The organism is Pseudomonas sp. SC11, from assembly GCF_047039205.1.
Taxonomy (GTDB): Bacteria; Pseudomonadota; Gammaproteobacteria; order Pseudomonadales; family Pseudomonadaceae; genus Aquipseudomonas; species Aquipseudomonas boreofloridensis.
This window is the reverse complement of the sequence record NZ_CP178183.1, coordinates 3,406,897-3,421,698: the sequence shown is the minus strand read 5'-3', so window position 1 is coordinate 3,421,698 and position 14,802 is coordinate 3,406,897. Positions and strand designations below refer to the sequence as shown.

Here is a 14,802-nt window from a genome sequence, read left to right as displayed (position 1 = left end):
CGCGCGCACGGCCGCGCACTCCGGATCGGAGCGGGGGAACGATAGCAGAGTGCATTTATGCGCAAAAGTGATGTTTTTGCATATAAAAAGAACCATTTGGACTAAGTGAGATTGTCTGCTATTTGCTCTAACCCTCTCGCTAGGCCCGTATACTGTTTCCCTTTGTGCTGTAGGGATTTTCCTAATGCTCTTCAGAGCACTGTGTCACGGCCTTTGTCTCGGGTTGGCGCTGATGGCCAACGCGCAGGCGGCCTCGGTAGTGTTTCTCAACCCGGGCCTTTCAGACGAAACATTCTGGGTCAGCTATACGCGGTTCATGCAGGCGGCTGCGGACAATCTGGGCATGCAGTTGCAGGTGCAATACGGTGAGCGCCAGGCCGAACGGCAACTGGCACAGGTCCGTGCGTTGCTGCGCAGCCCACACAAACCCGACTATCTGATGTTGGTCAACGAACAATATGCAGCGCCGGAGGTGATGCGCCTGGCCCGAGGTAGCGGGATCAAGCTGGTGCTGGTCAACAACGGCCTGACGCGCAGCCAGGCCGATTCGGTGAAGGCGCGGCCTGGTAGCTATGCACCGTTGCTGGGTGCACTGATCACCAACGACGAGCAGGCCGGTTACCAGATGCTGCGCGATCTGGTCGCCAGTCTTCCAGTGACGAGCGGCCCCATCGAGTTGTTGGCCTTCTCGGGCATCAGCACCACGCCCGCCTCGCAATTGCGTGAGCAGGGCATGCGCCGGGCGCTCGCTGATTTTCCCCAAGTCCGTTTGCGTCAGGTGGTTTCCGGTGGCTGGAGCCGCCAGCGGGCTTTCGAGCAGGCGCAGATTCTGGTGCAACGCTATCCGAAGGTGCGTCTGGTGTGGTCGGCAAACGACGAGATGGCCTTTGGGGCCATGCAGGCGTTCGAAGCGGCGGGCAGGGTGCCGGGGCGCGATGTGCTATTCAGCGCGATCAACAGTTCCCCCGAAGCGCTGCGGGCGCGAATCGATGGGCGACTAAGCGCACTGGTCGGAGGGCATTTCAGCTTGGGCGGCTGGGCGATGGTGATGCTGCACGATGATGCCTTGGGCCTGGCGCTTGATCGTGACGGTCACACGGTGCGCACCCTACCGGTATTGCAGCCGATCGACCCGGCGAAGGCGCGGCGCTGGTTGGCATTGCAAGAGCGGGCAGACTACGGCATCGATTTCCGTCGCTACAGCGCGCAGGGCAAGGCCAGTGATTACCGCTACCCATTTTTGACGTCACCCGTCGATTACTGAAAGACCTTGCTTGAGCAAAGGGCATTGCTGGGCTTTACTGCTGGGTGACGTGCATTCCGATAATCACTCCAAGAGGCAATGCAATGGCTAATCCTACCAAGCTGCGCAAACCCGCGGTCAGCGTCGACACCTGGGCGATCCTGTGTCTGATCGTGCTGGTGGTGGTGACCGCTGTCTATTGGCTCGGACATCCCTGACGCAAAGCTGCCGGTTCACGCCGGGCTTAGCGCCCCACCCGTTTACCCCGCTGCTGGCCAACTTCCAGTGCCTGCCCGTCGCGTTGTTTACCTTGGCGAGCGAGCCCTTCAAGTTGCGGAATGAGCATGCCCTCAGGCAAGTGCCGCCAGAACCTGCCAGGCATGTGCAAGCGTAGCGCGTCGGGATTGAGCCGAGCAGGATTGAATGTGGAGCGGTAGTAAGTGCGCCAGAGTTCCGCGCCGGGATCTTCGGCGTGCCTAGCCCACTCGATCCATTCGGGCGGACAGCGTCGGCGGTAGTCCAATTGCGCCCCATCGAAACGGATGCCATCTTCTGGCGTCGCAATCAGCCAGCGCTGGCGTCCGAGGCGGTCGGCGAAGTGACTGCTGGCGCTTTCGAGAATGTCGTGTGCGGGCTCGTGAAAGGCCACCAGATCCAATTGCAAATGGCTGGCAATCGGTTCTGGCAACGGGACGAAACGAAGAAACGCGTGCAGGTGGTGGGCTTCACGACTGACCTGTTTGATTCGCCTGTGCAACTCGCTGCCAAGCCGGTCGCCGGCCAGCATGGCCGTGCGGTCGCCATGGGCGACGCGCCACAGCACCTCGTACAGCATGTTCCAGCGTTGATCACCCCGGTAACGTGCGGCCTGTTCAAGCTGCTCGAGCAGCGTAGCCGGTATGCGCGCTCTGAACGGGCCTGGTCCTTCGGGTAGCGGAGTCGGCAGTGCGAGCAGATCGTCGATTGGGCCTTGGCCCCAGGTGACCTCGCTCGGGTCGATGCCGTGCCCCAGTAGCGTACGCGCCTGAGAGCGCCAGGTGCTGAACAGGTCGTCGCAGTCCAGCGCGATCATGCCCACAGGCTCATCTGCACGGGCGCTTGCGGTTCGCGCAAGCGCTCTCTCAGCAAACCGCTGCGCAATTCGCTTTGGGCAGGTCGGTAATCGGTGGTGACGATGAACGGGCGCGCCTTGTCCAGCACACAGCGCAATTGAATCAGGTCATCGTAGCGAATGCGCCGCTCGCGTCGCAGCGCCACCAAGCGCTGAACGCTACGCAGGCCAATGCCGGGAATGCGGGCAAGCAGGGCGGGTTCGGCGCGGTTCAGATCCAGCGGGAAGACGTCGCGATTGGCCAGGGCCCAGGCCAGCTTGGGGTCGACGTCCAGCGCCAGGTTGCCGGTCTGGCCGAGGAGTTCGCCGGCTTTGTAGCCATAGCCGCGCATGAGGAAATCGGCCTGGTACAAGCGGTGCTCACGCAGCAGCGGTGGGGCGGCCAATGGCACGCTGTTGGGGCTGTCAGGAATGGGGCTGAAGGCGGAATAGTAGACGCGCTTGAGGCCATAGCCCTGGTAGAGCGATTCGGCATTGCGCAGCAGCGTACTGTCGTCGGTGGCATCGGCACCCACGATCACCTGAGTACTTTGACCGGCCGGGGTGAACCGCGGTGCTCGCGGCTCGCCGGCCACCGCCTGCTGGCCCTGATGAATGATGCCCATGGCCTGGCGAATCGTGTGCGCCTGCTTCTCCGGCGCCAGGCGTTTGAGGCTGGCGTCGGTGGGCAATTCGACGTTCACGCTCAAGCGATCGGCCAGACGTCCGGCTTCCTCGATCAACATCGGATCGGCATCGGGAATGGTCTTGAGGTGGATGTAGCCGCGGAAACCATGTTCTTCGCGCAGCAGGCGTGCGACGCGGTTCAACTGCTCCATGGTGTAATCGGCCGAGCGGATGATGCCCGAGCTCAGGAACAGACCACTGATGCAATTGCGGCGGTAGAAATCCAGCGTTAGACGCACCACCTCCTCGGGGCTGAAACGCGCCCTGGGTACATTGCTGGAGCGGCGGTTCACGCAGTACTGGCAGTCGTACAAGCAAAAGTTGGTGAGCAGTATCTTGAGTAACGACACGCATCGACCGTCAGGCGTGTAGCTGTGGCAGATGCCCATGCCATTGGTTGCGCCCAGCCCCTCTTGCCCGCGAGAGCTGCGCTTGGGCGCGCCGCTGCTGGCGCAGGACGCATCATACTTGGCGGCGTCGGCAAGAATGCCGAGCTTGGCAATGAGTTGCATGAAGGCTTCTCGATATACTGGCTTTTCATACAGTATTAAGAGAATGGCTTGCTTGCAAGAGCCTTTCCGATCAGCGGGCGAATGGATGCCCTGTAGCAAGACGGCCCGCCCGAAGGCGAGGAGCAAAGTCCTCGTTCGGAGCGGGCCGTCTGCAGGCGTGGTGTCTGAGCGTCTATCGTTTAGACTTCAGCATCCCACGCGCGGTCGCCGTGTTCGTCCTTGACCCGGGTCGGCAGACCCATCACGTCCAACGCCTTGAGGAACGGCTCTGCCGGCAACTCTTCGACGTTGACCATGCGCTTGGCATCCCATTCGCCACGCGCCACCAACAATGCAGCGGCTACAGGCGGCACACCGGCGGTGTAGGAAATGCCTTGGCTGTCGGTCTCGGCATAGGCTTCTTCGTGGTCGGCGACGTTGTAGATGAACACTTCGCGTGGCTGGCCATCCTTGGTGCCCTTGACCAGGTCGCCAATGCAGGTCTTGCCGGTATAGCCCGGGGCAAGGGAGGCTGGATCGGGCAGAACCGCCTTGACCACTTTCAACGGCACTACTTCGAGGCCTTCAGCGGTCTTGACCGGCTGCTCGGAGAGCAGGCCGAGGTTCTTCAGTACGGTGAACACATTGATGTAGTGCTCGCCGAAGCTCATCCAGAAGCGCACGTTCGGCACGTCCAGGTTCTTCGAGATCGAATGCACTTCGTCGTGCCCGGTCAGGTACAGGTTCTGCGAACCAACCACTGGCAGATCGTCGGTGCGCTTGACCTCGAACATGGTATTGCGGGTCCACTGGCTGTTCTGCCAGCTCCACACCTGCCCGGTGAACTCGCGGAAGTTGATTTCCGGATCGAAGTTGGTGGCGAAGTACTTGCCGTGGGAGCCGGCATTGACGTCGAGGATGTCGATCGACTCGATGTGGTCGAAGTACTGCTGCTGGGCCAATTTGGCGTAGCTGTTCACCACACCCGGGTCGAAGCCGACGCCGAGAATGGCGGTAATGTTCTTCTGCTGGCATTCCTCGAGGTGCTTCCACTCGTAATTGCCATACCAGGGCGGGGTTTCGCAGATCTTGCCCGGTTCTTCGTGAATCGCGGTGTCCAGATAAGCGACACCCGTATCGATGCAGGCACGCAGCACCGACATGTTAAGGAAGGCGGAACCGACGTTGATCACGATCTGCGATTCGGTCTCGCGGATCAAAGCCTTGGTCGCCTCGACATCGAGGGCGTTGAGCGAGAAGGCCTGGATGTCGGCGGGTACCTTGAGGCTACCCTTGGCCTTGACGCTGTCGATGATGGCCTGGCATTTGGAGATGTTCCGTGACGCAATGGCAATACGACCGAGTTCGTCGTTATGCTGTGCGCACTTGTGGGCCACCACCTTGGCGACACCTCCTGCACCAATGATAAGAACGTTCTTCTTCAATTTACTCGATGCTCCTTGTTGAAAAGGCCTGTCGTCACGACAGGCTGGAAACGTAGTCGTGGAACCCGAACTCGCGTTTGACCTCGATGCTGCCGTCGAGCTGCTTGACGACGATCGCCGGCATCTTCAGGCCATTGAACCAATTCTTCTTGACCATGGTGTAACCCGCCGCATCGACGAAGGACAAACGGTCACCGATGGCCAGCGGCCGCTCGAACTGATATTCGCCGAAGATATCGCCGGCCAGGCACGATTTGCCACAGACCATATAGGTGTGCTCACCGTCATTGGGCGCCATCTTGGCATTGAGGCGGTAGATCAGCAGGTCGAGCATGTGTGCTTCGATCGAGCTGTCGACCACGGCCAAGTGCTTGCCGTTGTAGAGCGTGTCGAGCACGGTGACTTCCAGCGAAGCGCTGTTGGTGATGGCCGCTTCGCCTGGCTCCAGATACACCTGCACACCGTACTGTTCGGAGAAGCCTTTGAGGCGTGCGCAGAACGCTTCGAGCGCATAACCTTCGCCAGTGAAGTGGATGCCACCGCCGAGGCTCACCCACTGCACCTTGTGCAGCAGGTGACCGAAGCGCTCCTCGATGTGCGACAGCATCTTGTCGAACAGGGCGAAATCGCCGTTCTCGCAGTTGTTGTGGAACATGAAACCGGAAATCTGCCCGATCACCTTCTCGATCTTTTCCGGGTCCCATTCGCCGAGACGGCTGAAAGGACGCGCCGGGTCGGCCAGCAGATAGTCGGAACTGCTCACCTGCGGATTGACGCGCAGGCCGCGGGTCTTGCCTTCGGATTGCTCGGCGAATCGCTCGAGCTGGCCGATGGAGTTGAAGATGATCTTGTCGCAGTTTTCCAGCATCTCCGGCACTTCATCATCGGCCCAGGCCACGCTGTAGGCGTGGGTCTCGCCGGCGAACTTCTGACGGCCGAGCTTGAGCTCGTAGAGCGAAGACGAGGTGGTGCCGTCCATGTACTGTTCCATCAGGTCGAACACCGACCAGGTGGCGAAGCACTTGAGGGCGAGCAGGGCCTTGGCGCCGGAGTGCTCGCGCACATAGGCGATCTTCTCCAGGTTGCCCAGCAGCTTGGTTTTGTCGATGAGGTAGTACGGCGTCTTGATCATTTCAAAGGCCCCCGGCCAGGCCGGCCAAAAAAAGGACACGCATTGTGCCTGCCCTCGCCGTAGATCGAAAGGGCACGAGACGGATTTCGCGTGGTGTATGCCCTGTGCGGGTGCGCGTTCATCTGGATTGAATCTTTTCTGTCGACGTCCACTCAGTTGAACAGAGGATTGTGACCATCTGAATCAACCGAACAGGTTGGCGAAGGAGAAACCCATGAGTTCCAAATACAAGGCGGGCGACAAGGTGCATTGGAATTCCGAGGCCGGGATCATCCACGGCTCGGTGGTCAAGGTGCATACCCGCGATGTGGCGTTCATGGGGCGCCAGCGGCATTGTTCGAAAGAGGAGCCGCAGTACGAAGTCAAGAGCGACAAGACCGGGCATCTGGCGATGCACAAGGAGTCGGCCTTGCATAGGAACTGAAACGGGCCAAGCCGCACAGCGGCAAGATCACCGAGGACGAAATGGACCATTGTGACGGTCCCGCCTACCTTATCCCTCCCTTGAACCGCGCCTCGGCGCGGTTTTTTTTGCCTATCACGCACGCCTCGGTGAATGCCGCCGCGTTCAAGTTTCCGGGAGGCGGTGCTTGCTCAGTACGGTTGTTTGTTCAGCCAGTCCCGAATCTGCTCGAGCGTCGCGGTGGCCCCGCCGCAGACGATCATCAAGACACGCTCATAGCCTGCAAGTCGTCCAGGCTCGTAGGCCAGCGCCAATGCTGCACCGCAGGCTGGCTCGACCAGCAGTCGGTGATCGCGCAGGAAATCCTCGCAGGCTTGCAGCGCGGCACGGTCGGTGACCTGTTCACTGAACACGGGATGCTGCTGTGTACACGCGAACGCCTGATCGGCCACCCGTTTGGCCCCCAGAGAGGTCGCTACCGAACTGAGCGCTGTCAGCTCGACGGGGCCGCCGGCGACCATGGCCGCCTGCAGCGACGCGGCCCCCTCGGTTTCCACTGCCAGTACCGGCACATCGTGCCAACCGTTGCGCTGCAAGCCCTCGACCACGCCGCTGAGCAGCCCGCCACCGCCTACCGACAGCACCACCGCGTCGGGCTTCACGCCGCTCTGGGCGACTTCGTCGATCATGCTGGCATGACCCGTCCACAGCAGTGGGTCATCGAACGGGTGGATGAACGCATCGCTTGGCTGCAGCAAGCCTTGGGCATGCTGGTTGGCTTCCTGCCAGGAACTGCCGGTGATCACCACTTCGGCCTGTTCGAGCGTGAGCAGTTCGATGGCTCGGGCGCTGGTGGTTTCAGGCACCACCACCGTCACCGGCACACCGAGCGCGCGTCCGGCATAGGCCACGGCCAGGCCGGCATTGCCGCCCGACGACGAAATGAAATGACGGGCGCCTCGGGCATGATGCACCTCGCAGGCATGTCCCACGCCGCGCAACTTGAACGAGCCGGGCGGCTGCAGGGCTTCGAGCTTGAGCCACACGGCGCGTCCCGCTGCCAGTGACAGCGGACGGGATTCGATCAGGGGGGTAGCGATGTGCAAGGTCATGGGCGCTCCACGTTCAGCGTTGGCGGGCAGTGGGCGTGGCGTCGCCTCGCAACTGCTCAAGGTAGTTGTAGATGGTGTAGCGGGTCACGCCCAAGGCGTCGGCGGCTTTTTCCACGCCGCCTTTGACGATGAACAATCCACGTTCCTGCATCAGGCGCACTGCCTCGACCTTGGCCTGCTTGTTCAGACGACCTTGGCCACTACGCTGCAGGGCGTCTTCGATGATCTCGGCCATCAGTTGCGGCAGGTCGGCGGCATCCCCAGGCGTTTGCTCAACACCTCCAGCGCCTAATGACTGGAAGTGGCGAAGGAAAGTCATCGCCGCGTCGAGGCCGGTCAGGTCAGTGTTAACGCAGAGGCTTGCGAAAGGATGCCCGCCGCTGTCGCGAAAGATTGCGGTGGCGCTGCGCAGGCTGCGGCCTTTGAGTGAGGTGGGGTAATCGTTCAACACCACCGGGTCGCAACCCTGTTGATCGCGGCTGGCTTGCATCAGTGCCTTGAAGCCTTGGTCCTGTTCAGGAGCGGCCAGAATCGGACTGCCTACACGTCGGCCCGAGAGATGACCGTTGACGATGGCGATCACCGAGTGCTCCGGTCGATCAAGGTCGTGCAGGAGGATTTCCAGGTTGCCCGGCGCGACGCTGCCCAAGGCTTGTAGGGCAGCTTTGAGCACGGTGAGTGTGAGCTGGCGCTCTTGTTGGAGAGATAGGGGTGGCATGGGGGCTCGCCAAATTCACAATTATGTTGAATTTTACACAATTGGTTGAATTTGGCGAGTCGTGCGTGAGTTTCCAGGGTTAACGGTTCAGCGCGGGTGTGCGCGGTGGAATCATGCGCCGCGATCCAGTCGCCTCGAACCCCGCAGCGAAACGCAGCAGCGCATTGTCGTCATAGGCACGTCCGGCGAAGGTCAGGCCCACAGGCATGCCGATGTCGGCCATTACACCCATCGGCACGGTGACAGTGGGTACACCCAGGTGACGGATCGCCAGGTTGCCATTGGCGACCCAGACACCATTGCTCCAGGCGATGTCCGCCGATGCAGGGTTGACGTCGGCGTCGGCGGGGCCGACATCGGCGACGGTGGGAAAGATCACAGCGTCCACACCCTGCTGATCCATCCACGCTTCCAGATCCATCTTGCGGGTCTGTTCCAGGCCGCGCAGACCTTCCGGGACGCTGGCGATCTGGTCCCAGGCCTTGAGGCCACGTTTGGCCATGTTCACGTACTCGTCCATGCCGGCCGCGAGATCGTCTTCGCGGTTGGGCAGGGTGCCAGGGTCGTGGGGGAAGATTTGCGGTCCGTCGACGTCGGCCAGACGGTTGAGCTGAGGGTCGCCGTTAGCGCGCAGGAAATCGTCGAACGCCCAGCCTGAAAGCTCCCAGAGTTCGTCATGCAGGAATTCCCGTGTGACGATGCCGCGGTTGTACACGGTCGGGGCACCCGGGCGGTCGCCTTCGCAATTGGAAACCAGTGGAAAATCGGTTTCCACCACTTCGGCGCCTGCGGCTTCGAGGGCCTGCCGAGCCTGTTGCCACAGGTCGATCACGCTGGCGCGGGTATGGATGCGCTGGCCGGTCGGCCCGCCGATCCCGGGCTTCTCCGAAGTGCCAGCGTCGGCATCGGCATTGATGTACATGCGCGGCACTGCGAAGCGCTTGCCCTTGAGCGCGGCGCTGCCGGTGGCCAGTGCCAGATAGCTCTGCGGGCGAACGCTGGAGGCAGGGGGAATCGGCACCCAGGGCTGCATGCGCCACAGGTCGCCACGGGTATCGGCGTCGTCGGCCACCACCACATCGAGGATCTCCAGCAAGTCAGCCATGGTCCGTGCATATGGCACTACCACGTCCATGGTCGGTGTCAGTGGCCAGTTGCCGCGCACCGAGATCACCCCGCGCGAGGGGGTGTAGGCGCACAGCCCGTTGTTCGAGGCCGGGCCGCGTCCGCTCGACCAAGTCTCCTCGGCCAGGCCGAACGCGCTGTAGCTGGCCGCCGTGGCGGTGCCGGCGCCATTGGAGGAGCCAGAGGCGAACGGTGCGGTGAGGAAGGCCGCGTTGTACGGACTCTCGGCGCGGCCGTACACGCCTCGCTGCATGCCGCCGTTGGCCATGGGCGGCATGTTGGTCTTGCCCAGGCAAATGGCGCCGGCTGCGCGCAGGCGCTCGACGGTGAAGGCGTCGCGTTGGGCGACCAGGTGCTTGAATGCCGGACTGCCGGAGGCGGCGGTCAGGCCCTTGACCAGGTAGCTGTCCTTGGCGGTGTAGGGAATGCCGTCCAGCGGGCCGAGGGTTTTCCCCGCAGCGCGTCGTGCATCGGAGGCCGCCGCTTCCTCGAAGGCCTGGGGATTGCGCACCACCACGGCATTGAGCGCGGTCGGCGTATCGGCGCCGTCATAGGCATCGATCCGGGCCAGGTAGGCCTGGACCAGCTCGACCGCTGTGGTGCGACCTGATTCGAGCGCATCGCGCAGCTCGGCAATGGAAACCTCGGTTACCTCGATCATGCTGTCACCAAACTGTACAGGTGGATTTCATGCCGGCGAGTGTACAAGAAGCCCTGCGCAGACGCAGGTTTGCGCAGGGGAAAAACCCGTTTGCAGCGGGGCACGGCAGTGCAGCGAAGGCATGGCGATACCACCGAGCGCTGTAGGAAAAAGCCCTGGGTAAGAATAAAGAATGTCTGATATTTCTTGTCCGATAAAACCTTCAGCGTCTACCGTTTGTCGTAGGTAACCGTGCGCATGAAGCGCCAAGCTGGAGAGTAATCGTACATGGCAAGATCCCCCGAACCCCCGCGCAGTCCCACCATCAATCCACCGGTCTTCTGGATCTCTGCCGTCATATTGTTGCTGCTGGTGCTCTACGCCAGCGTATTCCGCGATCACGCCCAAGAATTGTTCGCCCACATTCAGGGCTGGATCATCGGTAATGTCAGCTGGTTCTACATTCTCGCGGTGGCGCTGATCCTGGGCACGGTGGTGTTCCTGGGGATTAGCCGCTACGGCGACATCAAGCTGGGGCCGGACCACAGCACCCCCGACTACAACAATGCCACCTGGTTCGCCATGCTGTTCTCCGCCGGGATGGGCATCGGCCTAATGTTCTTCGGCGTCGCCGAGCCGGTGATGCACTTCCTCAAGCCGCCGCTGGGTGAGGGTGGAACGGTGATGGCTGCGGGCGAAGCGATGCGCATCACCTTCTTCCACTGGGGCCTGCACGCCTGGGCCATCTACGCGGTGGTGGCGTTGATCCTGGCCTACTTCAGTTATCGCCACGGCTTGCCGTTGACCCTGCGATCTGCGCTGTATCCCTTGATCGGCGAGCGTATCCATGGCCCGCTGGGCCATGCGGTGGACATTTTCGCCATCATCGGCACGGTGTTCGGTGTGGCGACCTCGCTGGGCTTTGGCGTGTCGCAGATCAACACTGGGCTCAATGCGCTGTTCGGTGTGCCGGTATCGATACCGGTGCAGATCGCCTTGATCATCGGTACTACGTTCCTGGCCACGCTGTCGGTCATGTCGGGTCTGGACAAGGGCATCCGTCGTCTGTCGGAGCTCAACCTGGGCCTGGCCGTGTTGCTGCTGCTGGGCGTGATGCTGCTGGGGCCGACCGTGCTCATTCTGCAGACCTTCGTGCAGAACACCGGCGGTTACCTCAGTGAAATCGTCAGCCGTACCCTGAACCTGTACGCCTATCAACCGACCGACTGGATCGGTGGCTGGACGCTGTTCTACTGGGGTTGGTGGCTGGCCTGGTCGCCCTTCGTCGGGCTGTTCATCGCACGCATCTCGCGCGGTCGGACCATCCGCGAATTCGTCACCGGCGTGTTGCTGGTACCGACCGCGTTCACCCTGCTGTGGATGACGGTGTTCGGTAACACGGCCATCCACATGATCCTCGACCAAGGCCTCACCGATCTGGCGGCCGCCGTGGAGAAGGACACCTCGCTGGCGCTGTTCGCCTTCCTCGAGCACTTCCCGTTCGCCAGCGTGATCAGCACCTTGGCAGTGGTGATGGTGGTGGTGTTCTTCGTCACCTCGGCCGACACCGGCGCGATGGTGGTGGACATGCTGGCCTCCGGCGGCCAGGAAGGCACGCCGATGCGCCAGCGAATTTTCTGGGCCTCGACCATGGGCATCGTGGCCATTGCCCTGTTGCTTGCTGACGGTCTCAAGGCACTGCAGACCGCGACCATCGCCAGTGCGCTGCCGTTCACCGTGGCACTGCTCCTGAGCATGCGCGGGCTGCTCAAGGCGCTCAAGCTCGATGCCACCAAGCGCGACTTGCGCTACCAGGCGCTGGCGATTTCGCCGACGGCATCGCGCGCGGCTGGGAATTGGCAGCGGCGCCTGCGCACCTTGGCGATGTTCCCGCGCCGTTCGCACGTGCAGCGTTTCATCTCGGAAGTGGCGTTGCCGGCTTGCCAGTCGTTGGTCGAAGAATGGCGCCGACAGGGCTATGACTGCAGTGTCGAAGAGGGTGAAGGCGGGCGCGTAACGCTCAAGCTCGGCCCCAGCGACGACCTCTTCATCTACGAGATTCGTCCGCGCGCCTATGCCATGCCCAGCTTCGTGCTCAGCGACATGGCCGGGGAGGAGCGCAAGTATTTCCGCGCCGAAGTGCATTTGCGCGAGGGTGGGCAGGATCACGATGTGATGGGCTGGTCGAAAGACGAGGTGATCGGCGACATTCTCGATCACTACGAACGTCACCTGCATTACCTGCATTTGGTGGGGTGAGTCGCAAACGAAACGGGCCGCAGATGCGGCCCGTTTCAATTGGCAGGGCTGAAGTAGAACACGCCTCAGTGTTTGGCCGCCTGGATCGCCAGCACGACACCATTGGTGGTCTGCACCAGGACATAGTTGTTGGCCATCTTCACCCAGTGACTTTCTTTCTCCGGTGCTGGCAGGCCTTTGGCCTTCCAGTCGCGCACGGCTTCGTCGTCACGCTTGTACTGGTCGGGCGCCTTGTCGCCGACTTTGAGTTCACGGTTATGCGACTCGGGCGCCTTGACGCTCTCGACGTTGGACTCGGCCGCCTGCGCGCTCAGTGGCAGTTGGGTCAGGGGCAACGTGAAGAGCAGGGCGCACATCAGGGAACGGGTTTTCATGCAGGCTTTCCTCATGGACATTCTGTAAATACGACAGCGACCTGTGCGTGACAATTCACTCCATGCGAAGCGCAGTGCTACAGTCGCTTCTTTTTTCTACCGAGGATGCAACATGCGAGCACTATTGCCGCTGGCCGCGGCGCTGCTGATGATCGGTTGTGCGTCGTCGACCATGGAGGCTGCACGTACCGGTCAGCCCGGCGCGCGCCTGGATTCGCAGAAGGCGCCGGAGATAGTCGCCCAATGCATACAGTTCAGTTGGCAGGAGGAGGCGCACTTCGGCGTCGACGCCAGTGGCTATCTGGAGCCGCGCAAGGCCGGTGGCTTCACCGTCTACACGCGCGAGGCGGAATCGTTCGTCGACGTCTACCCGCAGGCCGGCGGGACGCGGGTCGACTACTACGCGCAAAAGAGCGACATGATCGCGCTGCAGCGCAAGGCTGCGGCTGCGACCTGCCTGTAAGTCATCGCGGCATGTAGCGCAGTTGCCAGCGCCGCGGAATTTTCCACGAGGCCAGCGCCAGCATCACGGCCACTAGCGCGCTGGCCAGCAGTGCGGCGCGTTCGAAGCGTTGCTCGAGCAGTACGCCGAGCACGGCACCGATGAACATGCCGCTCCAGGGCACCAGTTGCACACGCCAGCCCAGGCGCTGTTGACCCAGCAACGTACGACCCAGGCCTCGGCCAAAGCGCGAAAGAGCGCCCGTCACATAGGTGAGTCCGATCGGCAAGCCGTTCACTTCTTCGACCACGGCGTTGATCATGCCCATCGCTGTGACCGCCGCCAGCAGTGCGGCCAGTTGCAGCGCTTCGGGCAGCAGCCCGGCCAATGCAAGCAACAAGCCGATCAATCCCAGCAAGGGCCAGTGGCGCCGGCCACTGCGGGCCGCGACGATCACACCGAGCGCGTTGCCCAGGATGAAGGCGCCAATCACCAAGGCCAGGCGCACGATGGGCCCCCACTCGGCATTGCCTAGGGATACCGCTAGGCGCGTGGTATTGCCGCTCATGAACGAGACGAAGTCGCCGGTGGCCAAAAAGCCGATGGCGTCGGTCATGCCGGCCAGTACCGACAAGGCGGCGACGAAGTACAGCCCCACCGTGCCACGGCGCTGCAGATGACGTTGGCGGTGGCTGTTGGGTGACGGACTGCGGGGCAGCATCGCGGGGTTCCTCCAGTCTGGCCGGGCGTCAGTGGCCCGGCGGTTGCGGCTGGCGGAGTATATCCGAGGATGGCAGCGCGATACTGACCAACGGCAGCTTGCCGCTGCTGGTGTCGATCAGGACAGGAAACCGCCGTCGACGTTGAGGGCGGTGCCCGTGGTGTAGCTGGAGGCGTCGCTGGCCAGGTACAGCACTGCGCCGGCCATTTCGCTGGGGTCGGCAACACGCTTGAGTGGAATCTGCTGCAAGGCGGCCTTGAGGATGGCGTCGTTCTTCACCAGCGCCGAGGCGAACTTGGTGTCGGTCAGGCCCGGCAGCAGGGCATTGCAGCGGATGCCGAACTGCGCGCATTCCTTGGCGAACACCTTGGTCATGTTGATCACCGCCGCCTTGGTCACCGAATAGATGCCCTGGAACAGCCCGGGTGTGACGCCATTGATCGAAGCCACGTTGATGATGCTGCCGCCGCCGTGTTCGCGCATCAGCTTGCCCGCTTCCACCGACATGAAAAAGTAGCCGCGGATATTGACGTCCACGGTCTTCTGGAAGGCGCCGGCATCGGTGTCCAGCACATTGCAGAACTGCGGGTTGGTGGCGGCGTTGTTGACCAGGATGTCCAGGCGTCCGAACTGCTCGCGGATACCGGCAAAGACCTGCTGGATCTGCTCCAGCTCGCCGATATGGCAGGCCACGGGCGTGGCCTTGCCGCCGGCCGCGATAATCGCGTCGGCGACCTGTTGGCAGCCGTCCAGTTTGCGGCTGGAAACGATCACATGGGCGCCTTGCTGGGCCAGCAAGTGGGCGATGGCCTCGCCGATGCCGCGGCTGGCGCCGGACACGAAGGCGATCTTGCCATCGAGGTCGAACAGGGAGGTCTTGGACATGCCGGGGTTCCTTGTGGTGAAGTTCAGGGCCTGCG

The 14,802-nt window shown here is 62.2% G+C and carries 14 protein-coding genes; 4 read left to right on the top strand and 10 right to left on the bottom strand.

The annotated features are described in order from the left end of the window. Positions 1 to 184: 184 nt before the first annotated feature. Positions 185 to 1,264 (top strand): ABC transporter substrate-binding protein, encoded by a 1,080-nt coding sequence (locus ACK2SD_RS15225; RefSeq protein ID WP_412460217.1) that lies wholly within the window; start codon positions 185 to 187, stop codon positions 1,262 to 1,264. A gap of 223 nt (positions 1,265 to 1,487) precedes the next feature. Here the strand turns inward: ACK2SD_RS15225 and ACK2SD_RS15220 are convergent, their stop codons facing one another. The 4 genes from ACK2SD_RS15220 to ACK2SD_RS15205 form a co-directional block, all read right to left on the bottom strand. Beyond that, entirely contained in the window at positions 1,488 to 2,321 is an 834-nt protein-coding gene (locus ACK2SD_RS15220; protein WP_116888006.1) for a TIGR03915 family putative DNA repair protein, read from the bottom strand. Continuing rightward, on the bottom strand, positions 2,312 to 3,532 hold the full coding sequence (locus ACK2SD_RS15215) for a putative DNA modification/repair radical SAM protein (protein WP_412460216.1): 1,221 nt from the start codon (positions 3,530 to 3,532) through the stop codon (positions 2,312 to 2,314). The genes ACK2SD_RS15220 and ACK2SD_RS15215 overlap by 10 nt, the downstream gene beginning before the upstream one ends. 179 nt (positions 3,533 to 3,711) lie before the next feature. Beyond that, complete coding sequence (locus ACK2SD_RS15210; RefSeq protein WP_029614857.1) at positions 3,712 to 4,956, bottom strand: saccharopine dehydrogenase family protein; 1,245 nt, start codon at positions 4,954 to 4,956, stop codon at positions 3,712 to 3,714. Between the two features lie 34 nt (positions 4,957 to 4,990). Then, complete coding sequence (locus ACK2SD_RS15205) at positions 4,991 to 6,088, bottom strand: carboxynorspermidine decarboxylase (protein ID WP_412460215.1); 1,098 nt, start codon at positions 6,086 to 6,088, stop codon at positions 4,991 to 4,993. Between the two features lie 214 nt (positions 6,089 to 6,302). On the opposite strand from ACK2SD_RS15205, the gene ACK2SD_RS15200 reads away from it, so the two are divergent. Beyond that, positions 6,303 to 6,512 carry a DUF2945 domain-containing protein gene (locus ACK2SD_RS15200; protein ID WP_029614859.1) on the top strand — a complete coding sequence of 70 codons (210 nt, stop codon included), beginning with the start codon at positions 6,303 to 6,305 and terminating at the stop codon, positions 6,510 to 6,512. 170 nt (positions 6,513 to 6,682) lie between these two features. Here ACK2SD_RS15200 and ACK2SD_RS15195 read toward each other — a convergent pair whose 3' ends face one another. From ACK2SD_RS15195 to ACK2SD_RS15185, 3 genes are all read right to left on the bottom strand, one after another. Beyond that, positions 6,683 to 7,603, bottom strand: a complete 921-nt coding sequence (locus tag ACK2SD_RS15195; protein WP_412460214.1) for a pyridoxal-phosphate dependent enzyme — start codon at positions 7,601 to 7,603, stop codon at positions 6,683 to 6,685. Positions 7,604 to 7,616: 13 nt separating this feature from the next. Then, positions 7,617 to 8,321 carry a transcriptional regulator gene (locus ACK2SD_RS15190; protein ID WP_412460213.1) on the bottom strand — a complete coding sequence of 235 codons (705 nt, stop codon included), beginning with the start codon at positions 8,319 to 8,321 and terminating at the stop codon, positions 7,617 to 7,619. 79 nt (positions 8,322 to 8,400) lie between these two features. After that, complete coding sequence (locus tag ACK2SD_RS15185) at positions 8,401 to 10,107, bottom strand: amidase (RefSeq protein ID WP_412460212.1); 1,707 nt, start codon at positions 10,105 to 10,107, stop codon at positions 8,401 to 8,403. Positions 10,108 to 10,374: 267 nt separating this feature from the next. On the opposite strand from ACK2SD_RS15185, the gene ACK2SD_RS15180 reads away from it, so the two are divergent. Continuing rightward, positions 10,375 to 12,345 carry a BCCT family transporter gene (locus ACK2SD_RS15180; RefSeq protein WP_029613244.1) on the top strand — a complete coding sequence of 657 codons (1,971 nt, stop codon included), beginning with the start codon at positions 10,375 to 10,377 and terminating at the stop codon, positions 12,343 to 12,345. 65 nt (positions 12,346 to 12,410) lie between these two features. Here ACK2SD_RS15180 and ACK2SD_RS15175 read toward each other — a convergent pair whose 3' ends face one another. After that, complete coding sequence (locus ACK2SD_RS15175; RefSeq protein WP_029613245.1) at positions 12,411 to 12,719, bottom strand: RcnB family protein; 309 nt, start codon at positions 12,717 to 12,719, stop codon at positions 12,411 to 12,413. A gap of 112 nt (positions 12,720 to 12,831) precedes the next feature. Here ACK2SD_RS15175 and ACK2SD_RS15170 point away from each other — a divergent pair, with 112 nt between their 5' ends. Then, positions 12,832 to 13,182, top strand: a complete 351-nt coding sequence (locus ACK2SD_RS15170; RefSeq protein WP_412460211.1) for a hypothetical protein — start codon at positions 12,832 to 12,834, stop codon at positions 13,180 to 13,182. A 1-nt stretch (position 13,183) separates the two neighbouring features. Here the strand turns inward: ACK2SD_RS15170 and ACK2SD_RS15165 are convergent, their stop codons facing one another. Then, positions 13,184 to 13,882, bottom strand: a complete 699-nt coding sequence (locus ACK2SD_RS15165; RefSeq protein ID WP_029613247.1) for a YoaK family protein — start codon at positions 13,880 to 13,882, stop codon at positions 13,184 to 13,186. A 117-nt stretch (positions 13,883 to 13,999) separates the two neighbouring features. After that, positions 14,000 to 14,767, bottom strand: coding sequence for an SDR family oxidoreductase (locus ACK2SD_RS15160; RefSeq protein WP_039577094.1), 768 nt, complete (start codon positions 14,765 to 14,767; stop codon positions 14,000 to 14,002). Between the last annotated feature and the right edge of the window lie 35 nt (positions 14,768 to 14,802).